This window comes from Mesorhizobium sp. MC2-1-1, from assembly GCF_057597255.1.
Genome location: NZ_CP195205.1, coordinates 5,377,017 through 5,401,038, shown reverse-complemented (window position 1 = coordinate 5,401,038; position 24,022 = coordinate 5,377,017). Strand labels below are relative to the sequence as shown.

At 63.5% G+C, this 24,022-nt stretch carries 18 protein-coding genes, 1 pseudogene and 1 riboswitch; of the genes and pseudogenes, 8 read left to right on the top strand and 11 right to left on the bottom strand.

Features of this window, described 5'->3' with window-relative positions:
• Positions 1-248: 248 nt before the first annotated feature.
• On the top strand, positions 249-1,526 hold the full coding sequence (gene hemA, locus ACR64R_RS26605; RefSeq protein WP_487359206.1) for a 5-aminolevulinate synthase: 1,278 nt from the start codon (positions 249-251) through the stop codon (positions 1,524-1,526).
• An 11-nt stretch (positions 1,527-1,537) separates the two neighbouring features.
• Here hemA and ACR64R_RS26600 read toward each other — a convergent pair whose 3' ends face one another.
• Both ACR64R_RS26600 and mscL read right to left on the bottom strand, forming a co-directional pair.
• Positions 1,538-2,704, bottom strand: coding sequence for a pyridoxal phosphate-dependent aminotransferase (locus ACR64R_RS26600; protein ID WP_487359205.1), 1,167 nt, complete (start codon positions 2,702-2,704; stop codon positions 1,538-1,540).
• 102 nt (positions 2,705-2,806) lie between these two features.
• Positions 2,807-3,226, bottom strand: a complete 420-nt coding sequence (gene mscL / locus ACR64R_RS26595) for a large conductance mechanosensitive channel protein MscL (RefSeq protein ID WP_487359204.1) — start codon at positions 3,224-3,226, stop codon at positions 2,807-2,809.
• Between the two features lie 339 nt (positions 3,227-3,565).
• Here mscL and ACR64R_RS26590 point away from each other — a divergent pair, with 339 nt between their 5' ends.
• On the top strand, positions 3,566-7,054 hold the full coding sequence (locus ACR64R_RS26590) for a PAS domain-containing hybrid sensor histidine kinase/response regulator (RefSeq protein ID WP_487359203.1): 3,489 nt from the start codon (positions 3,566-3,568) through the stop codon (positions 7,052-7,054).
• 13 nt (positions 7,055-7,067) lie between these two features.
• Here ACR64R_RS26590 and ACR64R_RS26585 read toward each other — a convergent pair whose 3' ends face one another.
• Positions 7,068-7,727, bottom strand: a complete 660-nt coding sequence (locus ACR64R_RS26585) for a response regulator transcription factor (protein ID WP_487359202.1) — start codon at positions 7,725-7,727, stop codon at positions 7,068-7,070.
• Between the two features lie 481 nt (positions 7,728-8,208).
• A complete protein-coding gene (locus tag ACR64R_RS26580; RefSeq protein ID WP_487359201.1) occupies positions 8,209-8,727 on the bottom strand; it encodes a GcrA family cell cycle regulator in 519 nt (172 codons plus the stop codon).
• 358 nt (positions 8,728-9,085) lie between these two features.
• On the opposite strand from ACR64R_RS26580, the gene ACR64R_RS26575 reads away from it, so the two are divergent.
• From ACR64R_RS26575 to ACR64R_RS26565, 3 genes are all read left to right on the top strand, one after another.
• Positions 9,086-10,285: an acetylornithine transaminase gene (locus ACR64R_RS26575; RefSeq protein WP_487359200.1), complete on the top strand. Its 1,200-nt coding sequence runs from the start codon at positions 9,086-9,088 to the stop codon at positions 10,283-10,285.
• Positions 10,286-10,302: 17 nt separating this feature from the next.
• Entirely contained in the window at positions 10,303-11,214 is a 912-nt protein-coding gene (gene argF, locus ACR64R_RS26570) for an ornithine carbamoyltransferase (protein ID WP_487359199.1), read from the top strand.
• 123 nt (positions 11,215-11,337) lie between these two features.
• On the top strand, positions 11,338-12,366 hold the full coding sequence (locus ACR64R_RS26565) for an Hsp33 family molecular chaperone (RefSeq protein WP_487359198.1): 1,029 nt from the start codon (positions 11,338-11,340) through the stop codon (positions 12,364-12,366).
• 72 nt (positions 12,367-12,438) lie between these two features.
• On the opposite strand, the pseudogene apaG reads toward ACR64R_RS26565, so the two are convergent.
• Positions 12,439-12,832 (bottom strand): annotated as a pseudogene (apaG, locus tag ACR64R_RS26560) (Co2+/Mg2+ efflux protein ApaG).
• Between the two features lie 319 nt (positions 12,833-13,151).
• Between apaG and ACR64R_RS26555 the strand changes: the two are divergent.
• Positions 13,152-14,297, top strand: a complete 1,146-nt coding sequence (locus ACR64R_RS26555; RefSeq protein WP_487359197.1) for a ceramide glucosyltransferase — start codon at positions 13,152-13,154, stop codon at positions 14,295-14,297.
• Positions 14,298-14,332: 35 nt separating this feature from the next.
• Here the strand turns inward: ACR64R_RS26555 and ACR64R_RS26550 are convergent, their stop codons facing one another.
• Positions 14,333-15,523, bottom strand: a complete 1,191-nt coding sequence (locus tag ACR64R_RS26550; protein WP_487359196.1) for an O-succinylhomoserine sulfhydrylase — start codon at positions 15,521-15,523, stop codon at positions 14,333-14,335.
• Between the two features lie 56 nt (positions 15,524-15,579).
• Positions 15,580-15,657, bottom strand: a riboswitch (SAM riboswitch).
• A 137-nt stretch (positions 15,658-15,794) separates the two neighbouring features.
• On the opposite strand from ACR64R_RS26550, the gene ACR64R_RS26545 reads away from it, so the two are divergent.
• Positions 15,795-16,889 (top strand): 2'-deoxycytidine 5'-triphosphate deaminase, encoded by a 1,095-nt coding sequence (locus ACR64R_RS26545; protein WP_487359195.1) that lies wholly within the window; start codon positions 15,795-15,797, stop codon positions 16,887-16,889.
• Between the two features lie 25 nt (positions 16,890-16,914).
• Here the strand turns inward: ACR64R_RS26545 and ACR64R_RS26540 are convergent, their stop codons facing one another.
• The 5 genes from ACR64R_RS26540 to chvE form a co-directional block, all read right to left on the bottom strand.
• A complete protein-coding gene (locus ACR64R_RS26540) occupies positions 16,915-17,229 on the bottom strand; it encodes a hypothetical protein (protein WP_487359194.1) in 315 nt (104 codons plus the stop codon).
• 153 nt (positions 17,230-17,382) lie between these two features.
• On the bottom strand, positions 17,383-18,378 hold the full coding sequence (araD1, locus tag ACR64R_RS26535; RefSeq protein ID WP_487359193.1) for an AraD1 family protein: 996 nt from the start codon (positions 18,376-18,378) through the stop codon (positions 17,383-17,385).
• 271 nt (positions 18,379-18,649) lie between these two features.
• A complete protein-coding gene (gene mmsB / locus ACR64R_RS26530; protein ID WP_487359192.1) occupies positions 18,650-19,942 on the bottom strand; it encodes a multiple monosaccharide ABC transporter permease in 1,293 nt (430 codons plus the stop codon).
• Positions 19,939-21,471, bottom strand: a complete 1,533-nt coding sequence (mmsA, locus tag ACR64R_RS26525; protein ID WP_487359191.1) for a multiple monosaccharide ABC transporter ATP-binding protein — start codon at positions 21,469-21,471, stop codon at positions 19,939-19,941. Before mmsA ends, mmsB begins: the two co-directional genes overlap by 4 nt.
• A gap of 186 nt (positions 21,472-21,657) precedes the next feature.
• Positions 21,658-22,728: a multiple monosaccharide ABC transporter substrate-binding protein gene (gene chvE, locus ACR64R_RS26520; protein WP_487359190.1), complete on the bottom strand. Its 1,071-nt coding sequence runs from the start codon at positions 22,726-22,728 to the stop codon at positions 21,658-21,660.
• 293 nt (positions 22,729-23,021) lie between these two features.
• On the opposite strand from chvE, the gene ACR64R_RS26515 reads away from it, so the two are divergent.
• Positions 23,022-24,011: a LysR family transcriptional regulator gene (locus tag ACR64R_RS26515; RefSeq protein ID WP_487359189.1), complete on the top strand. Its 990-nt coding sequence runs from the start codon at positions 23,022-23,024 to the stop codon at positions 24,009-24,011.
• The last annotated feature ends 11 nt before the right edge of the window (positions 24,012-24,022 follow it).

Genomic DNA, 24,022 nt, shown 5'->3' with positions numbered 1-24,022 from the left:
CCGATGCATGTCGCCCAAAACCGCTGCGCACTTCTGGGCGACAAACATTACCCTTCCAATGTTAATCCCGTAACAGTTCCTCCCGTCAGAGGCATCGTACTGAAACAGAACTGCTTCAAACAGCCGGGAATAGGCCACGATCCGGGATCGTTAGGAACAGGGCAAGGGCGTGGCATTTTGACCGGTTTGGTCCGGTGGACGAGGCATGGGGCAGTGACTATGATCCGCCGCAAAATTGGAAAGTCGACATGAATTACCAGCGGTTTTTCGAGGATGCGATCGACCAGCTGCACGCTGAGCGACGCTACCGCGTCTTCGCCGATCTCGAGCGCATTGTGGGCAAGTTCCCGCGCGCCATCTGGCGTTCCAACGGCCGCGCCCAGGAGATCACCGTATGGTGCTCCAACGACTATCTCGGCATGGGCCAGAACGAGGATGTGATCGCCGCCTTCCAGACCGCGGCCGGCAAGATGGGCTCGGGCGCCGGCGGCACCCGCAACATTTCCGGCACCTCCAACCCGCTGGTCGAGCTCGAGCAGGAACTCGCCGACCTGCATGACAAGGAAGCCGGGCTGGTCTTCACCTCCGGCTTCGTCTCCAACGAGGCCTCGATCTCGACCATTGCCCGGCTGCTGCCCAACTGCCTGGTGCTCTCCGACGAACTGAACCATGCCTCCATGATCGAGGGCGTGCGCCGGTCGGGCGCGGAAAAGAAGATCTTCCGCCACAACGATGTCGCGCATCTGGAGAGCCTGTTGCAGGCGGCGGGCCGCGAGCGCGCCAAGCTGATCGTGTTCGAGAGCGTCTATTCGATGGACGGCGACATCGCGCCGATCAGGCAGATCGTCGAGCTCGCCGAGCGCTACAACGCCATGACCTATATCGACGAGGTGCATGCGGTGGGCATGTACGGGCCGCGCGGCGGCGGCATCACCGAGCGCGAAGGCCTGGCCGACCGCATCGACATCATCCAGGGGACGCTGGCCAAGGCGTTCGGGACGCTGGGCGGCTACATCACCGGCACCAGTGCCGTGATCGACGCGGTGCGCTCCTACGCGCCGGGCTTCATCTTCACCACGGCGCTGCCGCCGGCGATCGCGGCCGCCACCACCGCCTCGATCCGTCACCTGAAGCGCTCGCAGGCCGAACGCGACGCGCAGCAGCGCCAGGCGGCGCGCACCAAGCAGGTGCTTGCCGCGGCCGGGCTGCCGGTGATGGAATCGGCCACCCACATCGTGCCGGTGCTGGTCGGCGATCCCGAGCTTTGCAAGATGGCCAGCGACCGGCTGCTCGGCGTGCACGGCATCTACATCCAGCCGATCAACTATCCCACGGTGCCGCGCGGCACCGAGCGGCTGCGCATCACGCCGACGCCGTTCCACTCCGACGCGCTGATCGCCGAATTGCAGGACGCACTGGTCGAGACCTGGGATGCGCTGGGCATCCCCTATGCCGGCTCCGGCCGACCCGCCGTCGCCAAGACCGATCGCATCATTCCACTGCTGGTGCCGAAGTCAGGTGGCTGAAGCCGCCTCGCTCACATCGTCTTCATCCATTTCGCCAGGCGATGCGCCGCTTCCTCGAGCTGATCGAGGCGGCGGTGGAAGCAAAGCCTGAGGAAGGCTTCGCCGCCGGGGCCGAAGGCGGTGCCGGGCGCCAGGCCGACATTGGCGTTGTCGACGATGTCGAAGGCGGCGGACCGGGAATCGGTGATGCCGTCGATCCTGAAGAACAGATAGAAAGCACCCTGCGGCACGGTGAACCGCGCCTTACCGGTTTCGCCCAGGATGCCGCAGACGAGATCGCGCGCGGCCCGCGCGCGCTCCACCTGTTCGGCGATGAAGCCGTCGCCTTCATCGAGGGCGGCGACAGCGCCGCGCTGCATGAACTGGGCGACGCCCGAGGTCGAGTACTGGATCAGGTTCTCGAACACCTGCTGCAGGGACGGGTGCGCCTTGATCCAGCCCACGCGCCAGCCGGTCATTGCCCAGTTCTTGGAAAAGCTGTTGACGAAGAGGATGCGGTCTTCGGGCGTGGCGACGTCGAGGAAGGACGGCGCGCGGCCATGGCCATAGTGGAACAGCGAATAGATCTCGTCGGCGATGATCCAAAGGCCCTTTGCGCGGGCAAGATCGAGGATTGCTTGGAGCGTCTGCCTATCGGCGGTCCAACCGGTCGGGTTGGACGGCGTGTTGATGAACAACAGTTTGGTGCGCGGCGTGACAGCGGAGGCGATCTTTTCGACATCGCAGGACCAGCCATTGCCGGACTCGTCGAGCGTGACCGGCACCGGCACGGCGCCCGCCACGCCGGCAGCCGCGGCGAAATTCGGCCAGGCCGGCGATAGGTAGATCACCTCGTCGCCGCTTCCCGCGATGGCATCGATGGCCAGCTGGATCGCATGCATGCCGGATGCGGTGACGATGAACTCTTCCTCCGCGAAGGTCTTGCCGAAATGCCTGGCATAGTAGCGGGCGAGCGCCTGCCTGAGCGGGGGAATGCCCTTCTGCCACGTGTAGAAAGTCTCGCCATCGGCCAATCCTCTGGCGGCGGCATCGCTGATGAAGGATGGCGTCGGCAGATCGCCTTCTCCGGCCCAGAGCGGGATCAGGCCTTCGCGCAAGCGGCCGTGGTTGATGACGGCGACGATGCCGCTTTCCGGCGCGGCGCGCGCTTCCGCGCGCAGGGTATCGATCAAGGTCATGGCAAATCCGTTCCTGTCCCGGCAGCGCTCATAGCAGATAGGGAAACAGAAAACCCCGGCCGCAAGCGGCCGGGGTTTTGGTCCAGAATGCTTGCGGCTGCGTTATTTCTTGGCGAGAAGATCGCGGATCTCGGTCAGGAGCTGCACGTCGGCCGGCGGCGGGGCCGCTGCGGCGGCGGGCTTCTCGCGCTCCAGCCGCTTGCGCAAGTTGTTCACCGCCTTGACCATCAGGAAGATGATGAAGGCCATGATCAGAAAATTGATGACCTGGGTGATGAAGCTGCCATAGGCGAATACCGCGCCCTGTTTACGGGCATCCACCAGGTTGGTGGCCGTCACGTTATGCGACAAGCCTATGAAGTAGTTGGAGAAATCGACGCCTCCGAGCGCGCCGATGAACGGCATGATGATATCGTCGACCAGCGAGGTGACGATCTTGCCGAAGGCAGCGCCGATGATGACGCCTACGGCAAGGTCCATAACGTTGCCCTTGGAAATGAATTCCTGGAATTCTTTCAGCATTCGTCCCTCCTGCCGTAGCGGGCCGAGCTGCCGCCGCACCAATATCCGTGGGCATCGACCCCGCGTCCACAATAACAAAAACCCCCGGCTGCAAAACCGGAAAAACAGCGAAGGCACCGGTTTATGTTACGCATCGTCATCAGTATATGCGCCGAAAGCCGCGATGGACTTGAGGACCGAGCTGTGATTGCGTCAAATCGGGCGAGCGCCCTATCGGGATGCTCGACCGATTTGCGTAGTTGTGCTCACGCAATTCCGGACGCAAACCCCATCTGGTAGTTTTCCTGGAATTGCCTGGGCGGGCCGGATGGGAGACCGGCCAGGGAGGAAGCACGGGCCGTGCAAGGCTGGTTCGTCGTCATCATTGCGATCGCCTATGTGACGCTGCTTTTCGCCATTGCCAGCGTCGGCGACCGGCGTGCCGCCGCCACCACCGGGCTTGGGCGGGCGCGGCCGTTTATCTACGCGCTCAGCCTGGCCATCTACTGCACCTCCTGGACCTTCTTTGGCTCGGTCGGCCTTTCGTCCGAGCGCGGCCTCGAATTCCTCGGCATCTACACCGGTCCGGTGCTGGTTTTCGTGTTCGGCTTCCCGCTGCTCAACCGCCTGGTCCGACTGGCGAAGAGCGAGAAAATCACCTCGATCGCCGACTTCCTCGGCGCCCGCTACGGCAAGAGCTTCACCGTTGCGGCGATCGCGACGTTGATCGCCACGATCGGCGCCGTGCCCTATATCGCGCTGCAGCTCAAGGCGATCTCGGGCTCGGTAAGCCTGATGATCGAACACTATACCGGCTCGCCGCCCTCTTTCGATCCATTCGTCAGCGATATCTCGCTGGTGGTTGCGATGCTTCTGGCGCTCTTCGCGGTGCTGTTCGGCACCCGCCACGCCGACGCCACGGAACATCAGGACGGGCTGGTTCTGGCGGTGGCGGTCGAGACCGTAGTGAAGCTCGCCGCCTTTCTCGCCATCGGCCTGATGGTGTTGTTCCTGATCTTCGGCGGCCCCGCCGACATGTTCGCCAAGCTCGCCGCCAACAGCCAGGTGCGCCAGGCGATGAGCTACAACACCTCCCTCGCCACCTGGCTGGTGCTGACCGGCTTGAGCGGCTTTGCCATTCTTATGCTGCCGCGGCAATTCTTCGTAACCATCGTCGAGAACCGCAGCGAGGCGGAACTGCGCACGGCGACCTGGCTGTTTCCGCTCTACCTCGTGACGATCAACCTCTTCGTGCTGCCGATCGCCTTTGCCGGCCTGTCGCTGGTCGGCGCCAAGACCAGCAGCGACCTCTATGTGCTGTCGCTGCCGCTGCTCGGCGGCCATGACGTGCTCGCCATGACCGCTTTCGTCGGCGGCCTGTCGGCGGCGACCGCCATGGTGATCGTCGAGAGCGTTGCGCTGTCGATCATGATTTCCAACGATCTCATCATTCCGCTGTTCGTGCGCCGCGTGCTCAAGACCAGCACTTCGGAGAACGAGGACTGGTCGACGCTGATCCTCAACGTGCGCCGCGCGTCCATCTTCATCCTGCTGTTCATAGCGTTCCTCTACTACCGCGAGAGCACCAACAGCGCGCGGCTTTCCTCGATCGGGCTGATGTCGTTCGCAGCCATCGCGCAATTCGCGCCGGCTCTGATTGGCGGCCTGATCTGGCGCCGCGCCAACGGCCGGGGCGCCGCGCTCGGCATGATCGCCGGCATCGCCGTCTGGGGCTACACGCTTCTGCTGCCCTCGCTCGCCGGTCCCGACTCCGACATCGTCGTTTATGGCCTGTTCGGCTTCGAGGCGCTGAGGCCGCAAGCGCTGTTCGGCACGGTCGGCGAGCCGCTGAACCACGGCGTGCTGTGGAGCCTGTCGGTCAATGCCCTGTTCTTCGTGCTGGGATCGCTGTCGCGCGCGTCCGTCCCCCTGGAGCGCATCCAGGCGGCAATCTTCGTGCCACGCGAGGCGAGCCCCATGCCCAGCCTGCGCCGCTTTCGCACCGCCGTCACCGTCAACGACCTCAAGGACACGATTTCGCGCTATCTCGGTGTCGAACGCACGGAGCGCTCCTTCCAGTCCTTCGAGAAGAACGCGAATGTTTCGCTCCACGGCAAGGAGCAGGCGAGCATGGATGTCATCCGCTTCTCTGAGCAATTGCTTGCAAGCGCCGTCGGCTCGTCCTCGGCGCGGCTCATCCTCTCGCTGCTCTTCCGCCGCAACGACCGGGATTCAAAAGATGCCTTCAGGCTGCTCGACGACGCCACCGAGGCGCTGCAGCATAATCGCGACCTGCTCCAGATCGCGCTCGACCAGATGGAACAAGGCATCACCGTCTTCGATCGCGATTTCCGGCTGATTTGCTGGAACCGGCAATACAGGGCGTTGTTCGACCTGCCGGACGAGATGGGCCAGGTCGGCGTGTCGCTCGACCGGATCCTGCGTCATCTGGCCGACCGCGGCGATATTCCGGCCGACCAGCGGGTGACCATGCTGAACCGGCTGACCAGCTTCGCCGGGCCATGGCAGATGGAGCTGAAGACCAGCGGACGCATCCTGGAACTGCGCTCCAACCCGATGCCGGACGGCGGCATCGTCGCCACCTATGCCGACATTTCCGGCCGCGTCGAGCAGGACCTGGCACTGAAGCGGGCCAATGAATCACTGGAGCAGCGGGTCAAGACCCGGACGATCGAGCTCACCCGCGTCAACGAGGAACTGGCGCAGGCGCAGATGCTGGCCGAGGAGGCGAACCTCGGCAAGACGCGCTTCCTCGCCGCCGCCGGCCACGACATCCTGCAGCCGCTCAACGCCGCCCGGCTCTATTGCTCGTCACTGATCGAGAAAGCCGGCAAAGGACCGGCCGGCAAGGCGGCCGTCAACATCGAGTCCTCGCTGGAATCGGTCGAAACCATCCTCGGCGCGGTCCTCGACATCTCGCGGCTCGACGCCGGCGCAATGAAGCCGGAAGACACCGCCTTCAGCCTCGGGGGACTGCTCAGCCAGATCGGCAATGATTTCCGCCCTTTGGCCGCCGAAAAGAAGCTCGAGTTCAAGATCATACCGTCCTCGCTCGGCGTCATGACCGATCGCAACCTGCTGCGCCGCCTGATCCAGAACCTGGTGTCGAACGCCATCAAATACACGCGCAAGGGTCGCGTCCTGGTGGGTGTGCGACGGCGCGGCGAGCTGGCGGAGATCCAGGTGATCGACACCGGCATCGGCATCGCCGGCGACAAGCTCAACACCGTCTTCCATGAATTCACCCGCCTGGACGAAGGCGCCCGCGAGGCGGAGGGCCTAGGCCTCGGCCTCTCCATCGTCGACCGCATAGCCCGGGTTCTGAGGCTTGAGATTCGCATCTATTCCAACCCGGGCAAGGGCACGCGCTTTTCCGTCATCCTGCCGGTCGCGGAGGTCGCGGCGCCGCCGCGCGAGACCGGCAAGGCGCCGGCCCGCGCCGCCTCGTCGCTCGCCGGGCTCAACGTGCTCTGCATCGACAATGACGCGCGCATCCTCGACGGAATGCGGCTGCTGCTGGAAGGCTGGGGCTGTCATGTCGAGACGGCTTCGGGATCAGGCGATCTTCCGAGGCCAGGCGCGCCAAAGCCGGACCTTGTGCTGGCCGACTATCATCTCGACGGCGGCACCGGGCTCGACGCGATTGGCGCGTTGCGCGCCGCCTACGGACAGGACCTGCCCTGCGTGCTGGTCACCGCAGACCGCTCCACCGAAGTTCGCGCGGCGGCAAGCCGGCTCGACGTTCCGGTCATAAACAAGCCGCTGAAGCCCGCGGTGCTGCGCTCGATGATGGCAAGGGTCAGACCGCTGGCGCCGGCGGCGGAATAGTGGCAGGGGCAGCTCAGCCAACCGGCTGCAGCGGGTCATTGCCGATCTTGGAGAGCTGGATCACCGCCTGAGTGCGGCTGTCGACGCCGAGCTTCTGCAGTATGGCCGAAACATGCGCCTTGATGGTCGCCTCGGAGACGCCGAGCTCATAGGCTATCTGCTTGTTGAGCAGGCCCTCCGCCAGCATGCCGAGCACGCGTGTCTGCTGCGGCGTCAAAGCCTGCAGGCGCTTGATCAGGTCGGAGATTTCCGGGTCGCGCTCGACGCCGAGCTCGATATCGGGGGGCGCCGCGATATCGCCGGCAAGCACGGCCTGCACGGCGGCGCGGATTTCCTCCATGCTGGCCGATTTGGAGATGAAGCCGGACGCGCCAAGATCGAGCGCGCGGCGGATAGTGACGGGATCGTCATGCGCCGACACCACCACCAGCGGCACCGCCGGATTGATGCCGCGCAGCGAGATCAGGCCCGAGAGCCCGCTGGCGCCAGGCATCGACAAGTCGAGCAGCACCATATCGACATCCTCATTGGCCAGCACCAGCGCCTTGGCGCTATCGAAATCCCCGGCCTCGTGGATCGCGGCGACGTCGCCGATGCCGGCCAGCGCCTCCTTGAGGGCACCGCGAAAAAGCGGATGATCGTCGGCAATGACGAAAGTGTGGCCCAACGGCAAATGTCCCTCCCCCGATCCCACCGGATTTTCTGCTTCTTGCGGGGATCGGAATGATTATGCGGCGGCGCGGCGCGTTTTCAAGCGGCAAAGGCCGTCGGCGCGTTTTTCCCGGGGCGGCCCGGACGTTGTCTGCGCAATTCCGGACGGAAAATCGCTGTGCGCTGCTCCTGCGCCAGTATCGGGAATGCTGTCCGCATCCGTTCGCCAGGGGCGAGCATTTCGTCCTTTACGCCATCCTTGATTTCATCGTCGGTGCTGGAACCGATCTAGGTCGAGGTCGAGGCGGTCGAGGACAAGGCGCTGTTTGAGGCCCGGTTCACGGTGATCGCGCTGACCTGCGGGTTTCTGTACTGGCGGTTCAAGAAGAACGGATGGCTCTGAATAAAGGATTAAGGCAGTAAGTGAGGAATAGCGAAAAAGCAGCGCTCTCAGGCGCAGTCTCTAACCTATTCCCTTACTGCCTTACTACTCAAAATGCGCCTTACCTTGCCCTGCGCCGCTCCGCGGCCGGTTGGAACGCGACGCGGGCGTGATACTTGCAGTAAGGCCCGGTCTCGGCGGCATCGTTGCCGCAGAAGCTGAAGTCTTCCGAGAGCGGATCGCCGTTCGGCCATTTGCAGGTGCGTTCGGTCAGCTCGACGAGTTGCAGATGCCGTGAGATCGGCACCACCACGTTCTCGACCGGGCGGATATAGTGGCGCGCCACCGGCTCGGCGTCGAACTGCACCTGCAGCGCGGTGGCGCCGATGGTGGTGGTCACGTGACGCGCGGTTGTTGCGGCGCGGGTCACCGACTTCTGCATCGAGGCGCCTTGCGTCACCTTCTTCTGTCGCGCCGGGGCAGCTGTTGCGCGGCCGCGGCCTGACAGCTTCAGGCGATGGACCTTGCCGATGACGGCATTGCGGCTCACTCCGCCAAGCTGAGCGGCGATCTGGCTGGCGCTCAGGCCCTCCGACCACAATTTTCTGAGAAGTTCTACCCGCTCATCAGTCCAATTCATGGGGCCGCGCTCCTGCTGAGGCGTGCGGTAGTCAGAATCCGTTCCCGACCCGGCTCTCGCCGGGCAAACGACACCACATATATCGGGTGATTTAGATCCGCCGCACGAAATCTAGTTATTTCTCGACTACAAATACCTTATGCGCTGACTCGGTGACAAGAGTCCCCAGGGCAACACGATTCGGTTTTTTCGGTTTTCCCCAACTTGCCGGTGCTGCTCATGAGCCGGCGTGGCGTCGGAGGCATGCCACGCGCTTCTGCGTGACGTTTTCGTTGACTTCATGGCCGAAAAACATGATAAGCCGCAAAGGCCGCCGCATTGGCGGCTTTTTTGATTTCCGGTTCCGGAGACGCATATAATGAGCGGTTCGGCGCTTTTCGAGACCTTTGCTCGCGCACCCCTGGCTTTTGACCGTGGTGAGGGGACCTGGCTGGTCACCGACAGGGGCGAGCGATATCTCGACTTCGCGGGCGGCATAGCGGTGAACTCACTCGGCCACAGCCATCCGCATCTTGTCGCGGCGCTCACCGAGCAGGCAGCCAAGCTCTGGCATGTCTCCAACCTCTATGAGATCCCGGAACAGCGCCGGCTGGGCGAGCGGCTGGTCGAGGCGACCTTTGCCGACAAGGTGTTCTTCACCAATTCCGGCGCCGAGGCGCTGGAATGCGCGATCAAGACGGCCAGGCGATATCATTTCGTCAAGGGCCATCCCGAGCGTTTCCGCATCATCACCTTCGAGGGCGCCTTCCATGGCCGCACGCTGGCGACGATCGCCGCCGGCGGCCAGTACAAATATCTCGAAGGCTTCGGGCCCAAGGTCGAGGGTTTCGACCAAGTGGCCTTCGATGACATCGACGCCGCCGAAAAGGCGATCACGCCTGAGACCGCGGCGATCCTGATCGAGCCGGTGCAGGGCGAGGGAGGCATCCGCCCGGTGCCAACGCAATCGCTCAAGCGCCTGCGGCAGCTTTGCGACCAGCACGGCCTGCTTTTGATCTTCGACGAGGTCCAGTGCGGCATCGGCCGCACCGGTAAGCTGTTCGCGCACGAATGGGCCGGCGTCACGCCCGACCTGATGGCGATCGCCAAGGGCATCGGCGGTGGCTTCCCGATGGGCGCTTGCCTCGCCACGGATGAGGCGGCGACCGGCATGACCGCCGGCGTGCACGGCACCACATTCGGCGGCAATCCGCTTGCGATGGCGGTCGGCAATGCCGTGCTCGACGTGGTGCTGGCCGACGGCTTCCTCGAAGACGTGCAGCACAAGGCGCTGTTGTTGAAACAGGGCCTTGCGGCCGTCGCGGACGAGTTTCCCGATGTCATTGAAGACATAAGGGGTATCGGCCTGATGCTCGGCCTGAAATGCGCCATGCCGAACACCAAGGTGAACATGGCGTTTCGCGACCAGCACCTGCTTGCCGTGCCGGCGGGCGACAACGTCATCCGTCTCCTGCCGCCGCTCACCGTCACCGACGAGGAGATCGGCGAGGCGCTGAAGCGCATCCGTAGCGGCGCCAAGGGCCTGACCGACGCGATAGCGGCCGAAGCCGCGAAATAGTTTCTGGAAACCTGCCGATGAGTGTCCGCCACTTCACCGACCTGTCCGCCGTTTCCGCGGGCGACCTGCGCATCATGCTGGACGACGCGATGGCGCGAAAGACCAGGCTCAAGGCCGGCGAGCGTTCCAAACCGCTCGATGGCAAGGTGCTGGCCATGATCTTCGACAAGCCGTCGACGCGCACCCGCGTGTCCTTCGATGTCGGGATGCGCCAGCTCGGCGGCGAGACGGTCGTGCTGACCGGCACCGAGATGCAGCTCGGACGTTCCGAAACCATCGCCGACACGGCAAAAGTGCTGTCGCGCTATGTCGACGCCATCATGATCCGCACCACCTCGCATGACCGGCTGATCGAGCTGACGGAGAATGCAACGGTTCCTGTCATCAACGGGCTGACCGACGACACGCATCCCTGCCAGATCATGGCCGACATCATGACCTTCGAGGAGCATCGCGGCCCGGTGGCCGGCAAGACCTTTGCCTGGACCGGCGACGGCAACAATGTGCTGCACTCGCTCCTGGAAGCCTCGGCGCGGTTCCGTTTCAACGTCAATGTCGCGGTGCCGGAGGGCAGCGAGCCCTTCGAGAAATATGTCGACTGGTCGAAGGCCAATGGCGGGAAGGTCAGGTTCGCGCGTTCCGCTGAGGAAGCGGTCGACCAGGCCGATTGCGTGGTCACCGACAGCTGGGTCTCTATGGGCCAGGAGCACCGCGCCCGCGGTCACAACGTCTTCCTGCCCTATCAGGTCAACGCTGCGCTTATGGCCAAGGCCAAGTCCGACGCCTTGTTTATGCACTGCCTGCCGGCGCATCGCGGCGAGGAAGTCACCGACGAAGTAATCGACGGGCCGCATTCGGTGGTCTTCGACGAGGCCGAGAACCGGCTGCACGCCCAGAAGGCTGTGCTGGCCTGGTGCCTGGGCGCTTGATCCGACACGACTGGCGCCGACTGGTACCGGGGAGTGTCGACTTGATCCGGGGATATGTGATGCCTATTTGCGGGCCATCACGTAAATTGAACGCGCTTGGACGCATGCGGCTCATCGGGTTGCATGGCTGCGCCCCGGAGTTTTGTCATGTTGGAAACCCAGACCTTGGCTGAGCATAAACCCCAACTCGGTGAATTCGGCTTCGCCGGCGACGATCATGTCGTGCCTTACGAGGTAGCGCCGCTCGATGTGCGCGGCCGCACCGTGCAGCTCGGGACGATGCTCGACGCTATTTTGAGCCGCCACAATTATCCCGAGCCCGTCGCCCGCCTGCTGGCGGAAGCCTGCGTGCTCACCGTCCTGCTCGGCACCTCGCTGAAGTTCGAAGGCAAGTTCATCCTGCAGACCCGCACCGATGGCCCGGTCGACATGCTGGTGGCTGATTTCACGACACCGCATGCATTGCGCGCCTATGCGCGCTTCGATGCCGACCGGCTGCAGGCCCTGATCGACGCCAGCGAGACCTCGCAGCAGGCGCTGCTCGGCAACGGTGTGCTGGCCTTGACCATCGACCAGGGCGCACACACGCAGCGCTATCAGGGCATCGTCCAGCTCGACGGCACTTCCCTGGAGGATGCCGCTCGCACCTATTTCCGCCAATCGGAGCAGATCCCGACGGATATCAGGATGTCGGTCGCCAAGCTGGTCACGCCAGGTCCAGGCGGAGCGCGTGAGCAATGGCGGGCCGGCGGCATCCTGGCGCAGTTCCTGCCGCAGGCGCCGGAGCGCATGCGCATTCCCGATATTTCTGGGGGTGACGGCGACGACCGCGAGGTGACCGACCAGCCGGCCGACAATTCCTGGCAGGAATTGCTGGCGCTGCTCGGCACGATCGAGCAGACGGAACTGATCGATCCGACTGTGGGCGCCGAGCGGCTGCTTTACCGGCTCTTCCACGAGCACGGCGTGCGCGTCTTCCGCGGCGTGCCGGTCGACGACCGGTGCTCCTGCTCGCGCGAGAAGATCCGCGGCATCCTCGAGGGCTTTTCGGCCGAGGAGATCAAGGAGTCGACAGAGGAGGGTGGCATCCATGTCGCCTGCGAGTTCTGCTCGACGCAATACGACTTCGACCCGGCCGAGTTCGTGAATTGAGAAGGTCCCCTTCCTCTCCCCCGCTTTGAGGGGGAGAGGAACTCGAGTTCTTAATTCGAGGAACTCGAGTTCTTAATTCACCGTCCGCCTTGTCCCCGGCATGTCGAGCGAGAAGGCTGGAATGGCGATATCGAAGGTCTCGCCGCGGCCGTTGCGCATCGTGTAATGGCCGACCATGATGCCCGAGGATGTCGAGAGCGGGCAGCCTGATGTGTATTGATAGCTATCCCCGGGGTTGAGCTCCGGCTGGTCGCCGACGACGCCGGCGCCGCGCACCTCCTCGACACGGCCCTGGCCGTCGGTAATGTGCCAGTAGCGCGACAAAAGCTGGACGAACTCGTCGGAGCGGTTGTCGATCGTCACCTGATAGCCCCAGACGTAGCGGTTCTCGGAGGGGTCGGACTCTATCCTCCAGATAGAACGGCCTGACCAGCACTTCGATGTTGCGCGTCACTGCGCGATACATGGGCTACTCCGGTTGCCGCCGCGTGGAATATGCGCGGCGCTTCGCTGTTATCACGCGAGGCGCCGGTCATACCGCCAGCCTTTGCCGCACGTGCCGAAAAACAATGTCATTTAAGTGACACACGACAATGTTGGTGTGCACAGGCCATGCCGGGCGACTCGGGCGCTCCGTCGACTGATCAAACGGCCGCGTTCGGCCCAGAGCATCCAGGAAAAGTGTAAACGGTTTTCCGTCCGCAATTGCGTGAAAACAAAGAGATAGAGTGGTTCGCCGTTTCGCCGAAACGGTGAAACTCTCTGCCGGGAGTGACCATATCTCAATGGAACTGACTATCGCAGCCGCCTTGGGTTCGTCAGCCCTTCTTCTCGCCAATCTCGCCAGCATCCTGCTCGCCTCGTCGCGGCTTAAGAAGCGGCGTGTCGTTGCGCCCCCCTCCGGCCTGCGGCCGCCGGTTTCGATCATCGTGCCGTCGCGCGGCGTCGAGCCGTTCACGGAAGAGACGCTGCGGCGCGCCTTCTCGCTCGATTGGCCGCGCTATGAACTGATCTTTTGCGTTGCGCATGCCGAAGACCCGGTGGCGAAGCTCATCGATACGGCGATCGCGCTCAACCCCAAGGTTCCGGCGCGGCTTCTGGTCGGCGACGATCGCATCAGCGCCAATCCCAAGCTCAACAATTGCGTCAAGGGATGGCAGGCGGCGCGCTACGATTGGGCGATCCTCGCCGATTCCAACGTGCTGATGCCGGCGAACTACGTCCAGCAGATGATGGCGGCATGGCGCCCGGATACCGGCCTCGTCTGCTCGACGCCGATCGGCTCTCGGCCGGACGGTTTCTGGGCCGAGGTCGAATGTGCCTTCCTCAACACGCTGCAGGCGCGCTGGCAGTATGCCGGCGAGGCCCTCGGCCTCGGTTTCGCCCAGGGCAAGAGCATGTTGTGGAACAAGCCGATGCTGGATGCCAATGGCGGCATCCATGCCTTGGCCGCCGAGATCGCCGAGGATGCGGCGGCGACCAAGCTGGTCAACGGACTCGGTCTCAAGGTCAATCTCGTCGCCTCGCCGTTCGAGCAGCCGCTCGGCCAGCGCCGGCTCGGTGAGATCTGGTCGCGCCAGGCGCGCTGGGCAAGGCTGCGCCGCGTCACCTTCCCGCTGTTCTTCGCACCGGAGATCCTGACCGGCGCGGCATTGCCGCTGCTGCTTGGCCTGGTCGCGGCGGCGAGCGCCGGTGTCAGCCTGCCCACGGCGGCGCTCTGCGTGCTGGTCGTCGCCTATCTGCCGGAATGCCTGCTCGCCTGGGCAAAAGGCTGGTATCTGTCGCCGCTCAGCGTGACCGCGATGATCGTGCGCGACGTCATGCTGCCCGCCATCTGGGTGCGGGGATGGCTGGGAGGCGCGGTCGATTGGCGCGGCAATGCCATGACCATCCGCACCAAGGCGATGACCGAGCTGGAAGAAGGCGCCTGAACGGCACCCACGCTGTCCCTTCCTTGTGGCGTCCGCTATCTCGCCGCCTTCAGCGCCTGTTCGACGTCCTCCAGCAGATCGTCCGTGTCCTCAAGGCCGACGGAGAGCCTGAGCGTGCCGGGCCCGATGCCAAGCTCTGCCCGCGCCTCGTCGCTCAGGTTCTTGTGCGTCGTCGTCGCCGGATGGGTGATCAGGCTCTTGGCGTCGCCGAGATTGTTTGAGATCAGCACGATATCGAGCGCGTTCTGGAAGGCGAATGCCGCCTGCTTGCCGCCCTTCACCTCGAGGCAGATCAGCGTCGAGCCCCCGGACATCTGCTTCTTGACGATATCGGCCTGCGGGTGGTCGGCGCGGCCAGGATAGATGACGCGGGCGATCTCCGGCCTGCCGGCCAGCAAATCGGCGATCTTGCCGGCGCTCTCGGTCTGCTGGCGCACGCGCAGCGGCAGCGTTTCCAGGCCCTTCAACATCGTCCAGGCATTGAAGGGCGACAGGCTCGGCCCGGTGTGGCGGAAATAGTCGTGCAGGTTCTCGTCGATCCATTTCTTGTCGGAGAGGATGACGCCGCCGAGGCAGCGGCCCTGGCCGTCTATGTGCTTGGTTGCCGAATAGACGACGATATGGGCGCCGAGTTGCAAGGGCTTCTGTTGCAGCGGCGTGGCGAAGACGTTGTCGACGATCACGCGCGCCCCGATCGAATTGGCGAGCCTGGCGACCGCGGCGATGTCGACCACCTCCAGCGTCGGGTTGGTCGGGCTTTCCAGGAAGAACAGCTTGGTGTTCGGCCTGACCGCCCTCTCCCAGTTTGCAATGTCTCGCCCGTCCACCAGCGTCGCCTGGATGCCGTAGCGCGGCGCCAGCGTCTCGACAATCCACCGGCAGGAGCCGAACAGGGCGCGCGCGGCGACGATATGGTCGCCGGCCTTGACGCTGCAGAGCAATGCGGCGGAAACGGCGGCCATGCCGGAGGCCGTGGCGCGGGCATCCTCGGCGCCCTCCAGCGCGCACATGCGCTTTTCGAACATGTCGACGGTCGGATTGGCGTAGCGCGAATAGATGAAGCCGGGCTCCTCGCCCTTGAAGCGGGCCTCCGCGGCCTGCGCCGTCTCGTAGACATAGCCCTGCGTGAGGTACATCGCCTCGGCCGTCTCGCCAAATTGGGAACGCAGCGTTCCGCTGTGCACGAGTGCCGTCTGAGGTTTCCAGTTGCGCTTCTTGATGCTCATAGCCCTGCTTCCAGACACAAAAAAACCGGCCGCGAAGTCGCAACCGGTCCATATAGCCTTGCGGCTCGACGGTCCTTTAGCGACTTGTTTAACGTGGCTGCAAGCCGACCGGCCAAATCACCACGGGATAACGACCCTTTAGACCCGCGCGGCGCTTGCGTCAATTGCCGGCTTCATTAAGAGGTTTGTACCAGGCAGGTTCCGCAAAAGTGTCCAGCGGTTTTGCGGCAAGAACCTGCCACAAAGAGACCGGCCTCGATGGAGCCAGCCTTTGCGGCAGACAGGCATTCTTCCGGATCAGGAGATCGCGGCGCTGTTCAAGGCGAAAGCGCTGAAGTCGCCGCGCGCGCCGGACGCCGACCAGATCCAGCCGGCCAGCCTCGATCTCAGGCTCGGCGACAGGGCCTATCGCGTGCGCGCTTCCTTCCTGCCGGGGCCCGATCATCTGGTCGCCGACAAGCTCGAGCGGCTGAAGCTGCACGAGATCGACCTCGCCGGGGGCGCGGTGCTGGAAACCGGCTGCGTCTATATCGTGCCGCTGCTTGAAAGCTTGGCGCTGCCCGCCGGGGTTTCCGCCTCGGCCAACCCTAAGAGCTCCACCGGCCGTCTCGATATTTTCACGCGGGTGATGACCGACCGCGGCCATGAGTTCGACAAGATCGCCGCCGGCTATCACGGTCCCCTCTACCTCGAAGTCAGCCCTCGCACCTTCCCGATCGTGGTGCGCGCCGGCTCGCGCCTGTCGCAGATCCGTTTCCGCATCGGCAATGCGGTGCTCTCGGAGAACGAGCTACGCGATCTTCACCGCGCCGAGATGCTGGTCGCCACCGAGCCGCCCAACATTTCCGGCGGCGGCATCGCGCTTTCCATCGACCTCGACGGCGACAAGGACGGGCTTGTCGGTTATCGCGGCAAGCACCACACCGGCCTGGTCGACGTCGACAAGCGCGCCGCGCAGGATGTCGTCGATTTCTGGGAGCCGATCTACAAGAGCGGCGCCGGCGAGTTGGTGCTCGACCCGGACGAGTTCTACATTCTGGTCAGCCGCGAGGCCGTGCATGTGCCGCCGCTCTATGCCGCCGAGATGACGCCCTTCGACCCGATGGTCGGCGAGTTCCGCGTCCATTATGCCGGCTTCTTCGATCCGGGATTCGGTCACTCCGCAGCCGGCGGCAGCGGCAGCCGCGCCGTGCTCGAAGTGCGCAGCCACGAAGTGCCCTTCATCCTTGATCACGGCCAGATCGTCGGCCGCCTCGTCTACGAGCATATGCTGAAGCGCCCACAGGCGCTTTACGGCACCGATCTCGGCTCGAACTATCAGGCGCAGGGCTTGAAGCTCTCCAAGCATTTCCGTACGGCGCGGTGATTGCGACAGCTCAGCCTCGCTGGCGTTAGCCGCGAAATAGATATGCTTTCGCAGCGCCAAGACAGCCATAGAACTCGCCGATGAACAGCAGTTCGCGTACGGTCAGGCGCTTTCTGCCCCAAAATCCCCTTGTTTGGCTCTCGTCGTCTAGCGAGGCGCTTGTGCCGGACTGCAAAGGGAACAGTTGCTTGTCGAGGCATGCGAGGACGTAAGCTCGCGCGGAGTCGATGCCGCAAGCCTTGGCCTTGTCGTTGAGCCCGCTGGCCTGCAGCGCCGATGTCATGCGATCCGTGTTGCGCATCAGGAAGCCCACTTGCGGTTTGGAATAACCGGTGGCCATAAGCCGGCTCGTCATCGCCGATCGGGCTTGGCGGTAGGAGACCGGACTGCATTTGGCTGCGCCATAGGCGGTGGAGGACATAAAGACGAAGGCAAGGCCAAGGCCCATCAACGCAAAGCCGATCCGCTTTCGGTCCATCCAGCCCTGTCCGTTCTAGAGCGCCTTCACCGTCACCTTCACCGGCTTTTCGATCTCCAGCGGGTTGCGCAACGGCAAGCCGAAATCCTTGGCCTCGATCTCGAACACGTCGCCGGCTTCGGTCCTGATGCCGTCGGCGAAGGACAATGTAGCGGTGCCGAACATATGCACATGCACGTCGCCCGGCTGGCGGAAGGCCGAATATTTGAAGTGGTGGTGTTCGAGATTGGCGATGGTGTGCGACATGTTCGCTTCGCCGGACAGGAACGGCTTTTCCCAAAGCAGCTTGCCGTCGCGCCAGATGCGTGATGAGCCCCTGACATCGGCAGGAAGGTCGCCGATCAGGATTTCAGGTCCGAACGAGGCGTTGCGCAACTTGGAATGGGCGAGGAACAGATAGTTCACCCGCTCGGTCACATGGTCGGAAAATTCGTTGGACAGCGTGAAGCCGACACGGAACGGCGCGCCGTCGTCGCCAATGACGTAGATGCCGGCGATCTCGGGCTCCTCGCCGCCATCCTGCGCGAAGGCCGGCGACACCAGCGGCGCGCCCGGCGCCACTGCCATCGTGCCGTTGCCCTTGTAGAACCATTCGGGCTGCACCCCGACCTCGCCCTTGGCGGGCTTGCCGCCTTCGAGGCCCATGCGGAACATCTTCATGGAATCGGTGAGTTCCTCCTCGCCGCCCTCGCTGAGCTTCTTATGCATGGAATCGCGCGTCGCCGCGGAGCCGAGATGCGTGAGACCGGTGCCGGTGAGATGCAGATGCGCCGGATCGGGATGGTTGATGGGCGACACCAGCCTGCCCCTCTTGTAGGCGGCATCGAGGTCGACCGTCTCGCCATAGCCCTTGCGCTCGATCAGCGCTTCGAGCCCGGTGCCTGTCCGCGCGGCCTCCATTGCCAGCGAATAGACGCTGCGCGCGCCGTTGATGACCTTGGTCTTGCCGCCACCGTTGCGGGCGACGACGCGGATGGTCTCGGCGTCGTCGAGGATCTGGGAGATCAGCATGTTGAACCCTCTCTCATCTTGACTGGTCGAGGCCGCCTCGCAAGCAAACCTCGACCAGCGCGGCGTGGAGAAATCCAAGCCACGGTTGAAATTCTTCGTCCGGATTGCGCTCGCGAGTCTGGTCCTTGCCTGGACTTCTTGCGCCGACGGGTCTGCCGGCAGCTCCGCGATCTAGAACCCGTATGCCTCCTTAAATCCGCTTCCGGCCTTGGCCGTTGTCTTGATGCATGTCGTTTCCCCAAAACCGCCAGGCACTTTTGGGCAACATGCACTAGGCCTTGTTCTTGTTGTAGACGTCGAAGATGACGGCGCCGAGCAGCACAAGGCCCTTGACCACCTGTTGCCAGTCCACATTGACGCCCATGATCGACATGCCGTTGTTCATCACGCCCATGATGAAGCCGCCGACCACGGCGCCTATCACCTGGCCGACGCCGCCCATCGCCGAGGCGCCGCCGATGAAGACTGCCGCGATCACGTCGAGCTCGCTGCCCAGACCCGCCGCGGGCACGGCCTGACCGAGACGCGCCGCGATGATCAGGCCGCCAAGCGCCGACAGCACGCCCATGTTGACGAAGACGAGCAGCGTCAGTCTTTCGGTGTTGATGCCCGATAGCTGCGCGGCCTTGGCGTTGCCGCCCATGGCGTAGATGCGGCGGCCGATGGTCATGCGCTTGGTCACGAACACGAACAGCGAGATCAGCACGCCCATCACCAGGAGCACGACCGGCAAGCCCCTGTAGCTCGCGAACTGGAAGACCAGGAACAGCGCCAGCGCGCTGCCGACCAGCGTCTTGATGACGAACAACAGGAAAGGCTCGGCCTCATAGCCATGCCGTTCGCGCCTGCGCCGGGTCCTCAGCCCGAAATAGGCGTAGGCGAGTACGGCAATCACGCCGAGCACGACCGTCGTCATGTGCAGCGTAAGCCCGCTGCCTATGATAGTCTTGCCGGCGGCGTTCACCGTCGGCGGAATCAGCGTCAGCGGGCCGATCACGTCCGGGATGAAGCCGGAGCTCAGCGCCTTGAAGCTGTCCGGGAGCGGGCCGACCGAGGAGCCGCCGCCAAGCAGCGCCTGGCAGATGCCGCGGAAGATCAGCATGCCGGCGAGCGTCACGATGAAGCTCGGTATCTTATGATAGGCGATCCAGTAGCCTTGCGCGGCGCCGATCAGCGCTCCCACGATCAGGCAGACGATCGAGACCACCAGCGGATTCGAGAATATCCCGAGTGGCCAGATGACCATCATCATCGCCGCCAGCGCGCCGATGAAGCCGGCGACCGATCCCACGCTGAGGTCGATATAGCCGGCGACGATCACCAAGAGCATGCCGAGCGCCATCACGATGATGAACGAGTTCTGCTGCACCAGGTTGGAGAGGTTGACCGGTTTGAACAGCGTTCCCGACGTCGTGTACTGGAAGAACAGCATGATGACGATCAGCGCGATGATCAGGCCATATTCGCGCAGGTTCGTCGCCAATGCCGAGACGGCGACGCGCTGTCCCTGCTTGACGTCCTCGGCGACGCCGCTCTGCGGCGCGGGAGCGCTTTCCGTGCTCATGATGCTTTTCCTTCTCCCCGAACGATGGCGCGCATGATTTTTTCCTGGCTCGCGTCGCTTGCCGCCATTTCGCCTACGATACGCCCTTCGTTCATCACGTAGATGCGGTCGGAGATGCCGAGCAGCTCAGGCATTTCCGACGATATGACGATGATCGCCTTACCTTCGGCGGCGAGGCGCGCGATGATCGTATAGATTTCGTACTTGGCGCCGACGTCGATGCCGCGGGTCGGCTCGTCCAGGATCAGAACTTCCGGATCGGCGAACAGCCACTTCGACAGCACCACCTTCTGCTGGTTGCCGCCCGACAGGTTTCCGGTCAGCTGGTAGACGCTGGAGGCGCGGATATTGGTCTTCTTGCGGTAGTCGTTGGCCACGCTCATCTCGCGCATGTCGTCGATGACGCCGCGGCTGGAGACGCCGCCCAGGTTGGCCAAGGTCACATTGTGCTTGATGTGGTCGATGAGGTTGAGGCCGTAGGTCTTGCGGTCTTCGGTGACGTAGGCGATGCGGTTCTCCACGGCCTTGCTCACCGATGAGAGGTCGATCGACCTGCCTTCGAGCAAAACATCGCCGGTGATGTGCCGGCCGTAGGAGCGGCCGAACAGGCTCATCGCGAATTCGGTGCGGCCGGCGCCCATCAGCCCGGCGATGCCGACCACCTCGCCCTTGCGCACATTGAGATCGATGTTCTTGATCACCTGCCGCTCGGCATGGATCGGATGGTAGACCGACCAGTTTCTCACTTCGAAAACGACGTCGCCGATTTGCGGCTCGCGCGGCGGGTAGCGGTCGTCCAGCGGACGGCCGACCATCGAGGTGATTATGCGATCCTCGCTGATATCCTTCCTCGGCAAGGTCTCGATGGTCCGGCCATCGCGGATCACCGTGACCTTGTCTGCTACGCGGTTCACCTCATTGAGCTTGTGCGAAATCAGGATCGAGGTCATGCCCTGGCGCTTGAACTCAAGCAGGAGGTCGAGCAGCGCCTGACTGTCCTTTTCGCTGAGCGAGGCCGTCGGCTCGTCGAGGATCAGGAGCTTCACTTCCTTGCTGAGCGCCTTGGCGATCTCGACAAGCTGCTGCTTGCCTACGCCGATATTGGTGATCAGCGTCTTGGGGTCTTCCTTGAGCCCGACTTTCTTGAGCAGGGCGGCAGTGCGTGCCTCGTTGGCATCCCAGTCGATGACGCCAAAGGTGGCGTGCTCGTTGCCCAGGAAGATGTTTTCCGCGATCGACAGCATCGGCACCAAAGCAAGCTCCTGGTGGATGATGACGATGCCGATACGCTCGCTGTCGTGAATACCTTTGAAATGGCATTCCTGGCCGCGGAAGATGATCTGGCCGTCATAGGTGCCGGAGGGATAGACGCCCGACAGCACCTTCATCAGCGTCGACTTGCCGGCGCCGTTCTCGCCGACGATGGCGTGGATCTCGCCTTCCTCGACGCTGAGGTTGACGTTGGACAACGCCTTCACGCCGGGAAACGTCTTGGTGATGTCGCGCATCTCCAAAATCGTTGAGGCCATCAGGTTCTGCTCCCTGGCGCAGGCTTTCCGTCAACGGAAAATGCCATGCGCGAAATCAACATGCCGCGGCGCCTTTCGCGCCATGACGGCGCATCGCGCTGCGGAAGCCGGCAAAAACAATACCGGGGTCGCTGGTGAACGAAAAGGGGCCCCGCGTTGCGCGGGACCCCTTCGTTGGGGACCGTATTACTTCAGGTCTTCAGCCTTGATGTAGCCGGAGTCGACGACCAGCTTCTGGTAGTTCGACTTGTCGACCTCATGCGGCGTCAGCAGGATCGCGGGCACGACCTTGACATCGTTGTTGTAGGTCTTGGTGTCGAGGCCATCGGGCTTGCCGCCCGAGAGCACCTTGTCGACCAGTTCGACGGTCGCCTTGGCGAGGTCGCGGGTATCCTTGAACACGGTCGAATACTGCTCACCCGAGATGATCAGCTTGACCGAGGCGGTCTCGGCGTCCTGGCCGGTCACGATCGGCCAGGGCTGGGCGTCCGTGCCGTAACCCACGGCGCGCAGCGAGGCGGTGATGCCGCGCGACAGGCCGTCATAAGGCGACAGAACGCCGTCGACGCGGCTGCCGTCCGAGTAGTTGGCCGAGAGCAGGTTGTCCATGCGGGCCTGGGCGGTGGCGGCTAGCCAGCGCAGCGTACCGACCTTGTCCATGCCCATCTGGCCGGATTTGATCTTGATCGAGCCGTTGTCGATCAGCGGCTGCAGGATCGACATGGCGCCGTTGTAGAAGAAGAAGGCGTTGTTGTCGTCCGGCGAGCCGCCGAACAGTTCGACGTTCCAAGGCTTGGTGTTCGGGAAGCGCTCCTTGAGGCCCTTGACCAGGGAATTCGCCTGGATCACGCCGACGCCGAAATTGTCGAAAGTGGTGTAGTAGTCGACATTCTTGGTCTTCTTGATCAGGCGGTCATAGGCGACGACGACCACGCCGGCATCGTTGGCCTTCTGCAGCGCGTCGGCCATGGTGGTGCCGTCGATCGAGGCGATGATCAGCGCCTTCGGGCCCTTGGTGATTTCATTTTCCAGCTGGCTGAGCTGGTTTGGGATATCGTCCTGCGCATATTGCAGGTCGACCGTGTAGCCGAGCTTCTCGAGCTGGGACTTGACGGCGTCGCCGTCGTTGATCCAGCGCTGCGAGGTTTTGGTCGGCATCAGCACGCCGATGAGACCCTTGTCGGCGGCATGCGCCGAATAAGTCATGGCGGCGACGCCAAGGGCCGCGATGGCGGCCAGTGTCTTGATGATCTTCACGATTACTCTCCCTGGTTGATGGACGCGACACCTCGGGGCTTCGCGGGCCGCGCAGTCGAGCAGGTGCGCTGGCGCGCCACTGTCGGCATTATCGATCTCCGGTATCCTCCCAATCGGCCCCGGGACGCTGGTTAAATCGATACGATTTTTGTCGCTACCGACCTTCACGCCCCGGAACGCGCGAAGGGTGTGGCGCTTTGACATAACTGTCAAATGCGATCTCTGGTGATTGCTATATCGAAACTGATATGGATTAGAAGGTTGACAGAAACCCGGCTCGGAGGCTCGGAATCATGGCAGAATCGATAAATCCCGTTGCAACTTCAAGTAGTTACGAGGAATCGCAAGGAGATGGCGACACGCTTCTGCGCAGTGGCCTGAGCCTCCGTCACATGCGCATGATCGCCGCGCTGGACGATCACGGACGAGTGAGCGCGGCAGCTCAGGTGATGAATATCTCGCAGCCCGCCGCCTCGCGCATGATCGCCGAGATGGAGGCAGTGCTCGATGTCAGGTTGTGCGAGCGGCTGCCACGCGGGGTGGCGCTTACCTCTTATGGCAAGGCGCTCGCTCGCCGCGCTCGCACGATCCTGCTCGAGATGCGGGAGGCCGATCGCGAGATTTCCGAGCTCAAGTCCGGCAAGGGCGGCTCGGTTTTCCTCGGCGCGGTGACGGCCCCGGCCATCGAATTGGCCGTGCCGGCGATCCGCGAAATCCGCCGTATCTATCCGCGCATCGAGATCACCATGCAGGTCGAGACCTCGAACGTGCTGGCCCGCGAGCTGATTGCGTCGCGCCACGACTTCATCATCGCGCGCATCCCGGACGACCTTAACCCGCGCCTCTTCGAATCTCGCGTCATCGGCGTCGAGAAGGCCTGTCTCATCGTGCGCCGCGGCCATCCGCTGGCAAGCGGCAAGATGGTGCGGCTGGAGGACACGGCGGGTTATGACTGGGTGTTCCAGTCCGGCGGTTCGCCGCTTCGTCAGGCGATGGAAAGCAACTTCTTGAACCGCGACATTCCGCTGCCCGACCGTATCCTCAACACCTCGTCGCTGCTGCTCACGTTGGTGATGGTGGCGCAGTCCGACGCCATCGCGCCGGTCTCGATCCAGGTCGCCAGGTTCATCCAGGGGGCCGATGGGTTGGCCGGCGCCATAGACGTGGTCCAGACCGAGTTCGATATCGAGGTCCGGCCATACAGCCTTATCACCGTCAAGAACCGCGCGCTCTCGCCCGCCGCGAAAATGCTGCATGACTTCATTTTGCGCGAAGTTGGGTGATGGAACGAGAA

What these genes read in the sequence shown, in the direction of transcription:
- hemA (WP_487359206.1), top strand. Translation starts at nt 249, where the DNA reads ATGAATTACCAGCGGTTTTTCGAGGATGCGATCGACCAGCTGCACGCT.
- ACR64R_RS26600 (WP_487359205.1), bottom strand. Translation starts at nt 2,704, where the DNA reads ATGACCTTGATCGATACCCTGCGCGCGGAAGCGCGCGCCGCGCCGGAA.
- mscL (WP_487359204.1), bottom strand. Translation starts at nt 3,226, where the DNA reads ATGCTGAAAGAATTCCAGGAATTCATTTCCAAGGGCAACGTTATGGAC.
- ACR64R_RS26580 (WP_487359201.1), bottom strand. Translation starts at nt 8,727, where the DNA reads ATGAATTGGACTGATGAGCGGGTAGAACTTCTCAGAAAATTGTGGTCG.
- ACR64R_RS26575 (WP_487359200.1), top strand. Translation starts at nt 9,086, where the DNA reads ATGAGCGGTTCGGCGCTTTTCGAGACCTTTGCTCGCGCACCCCTGGCT.
- argF (WP_487359199.1), top strand. Translation starts at nt 10,303, where the DNA reads ATGAGTGTCCGCCACTTCACCGACCTGTCCGCCGTTTCCGCGGGCGAC.
- ACR64R_RS26565 (WP_487359198.1), top strand. Translation starts at nt 11,338, where the DNA reads ATGGCTGCGCCCCGGAGTTTTGTCATGTTGGAAACCCAGACCTTGGCT.
- ACR64R_RS26555 (WP_487359197.1), top strand. Translation starts at nt 13,152, where the DNA reads ATGGAACTGACTATCGCAGCCGCCTTGGGTTCGTCAGCCCTTCTTCTC.
- ACR64R_RS26550 (WP_487359196.1), bottom strand. Translation starts at nt 15,523, where the DNA reads ATGAGCATCAAGAAGCGCAACTGGAAACCTCAGACGGCACTCGTGCAC.
- ACR64R_RS26540 (WP_487359194.1), bottom strand. Translation starts at nt 17,229, where the DNA reads ATGGCCACCGGTTATTCCAAACCGCAAGTGGGCTTCCTGATGCGCAAC.
- araD1 (WP_487359193.1), bottom strand. Translation starts at nt 18,378, where the DNA reads ATGCTGATCTCCCAGATCCTCGACGACGCCGAGACCATCCGCGTCGTC.
- mmsB (WP_487359192.1), bottom strand. Translation starts at nt 19,942, where the DNA reads ATGAGCACGGAAAGCGCTCCCGCGCCGCAGAGCGGCGTCGCCGAGGAC.
- mmsA (WP_487359191.1), bottom strand. Translation starts at nt 21,471, where the DNA reads ATGGCCTCAACGATTTTGGAGATGCGCGACATCACCAAGACGTTTCCC.
- ACR64R_RS26515 (WP_487359189.1), top strand. Translation starts at nt 23,022, where the DNA reads ATGGCAGAATCGATAAATCCCGTTGCAACTTCAAGTAGTTACGAGGAA.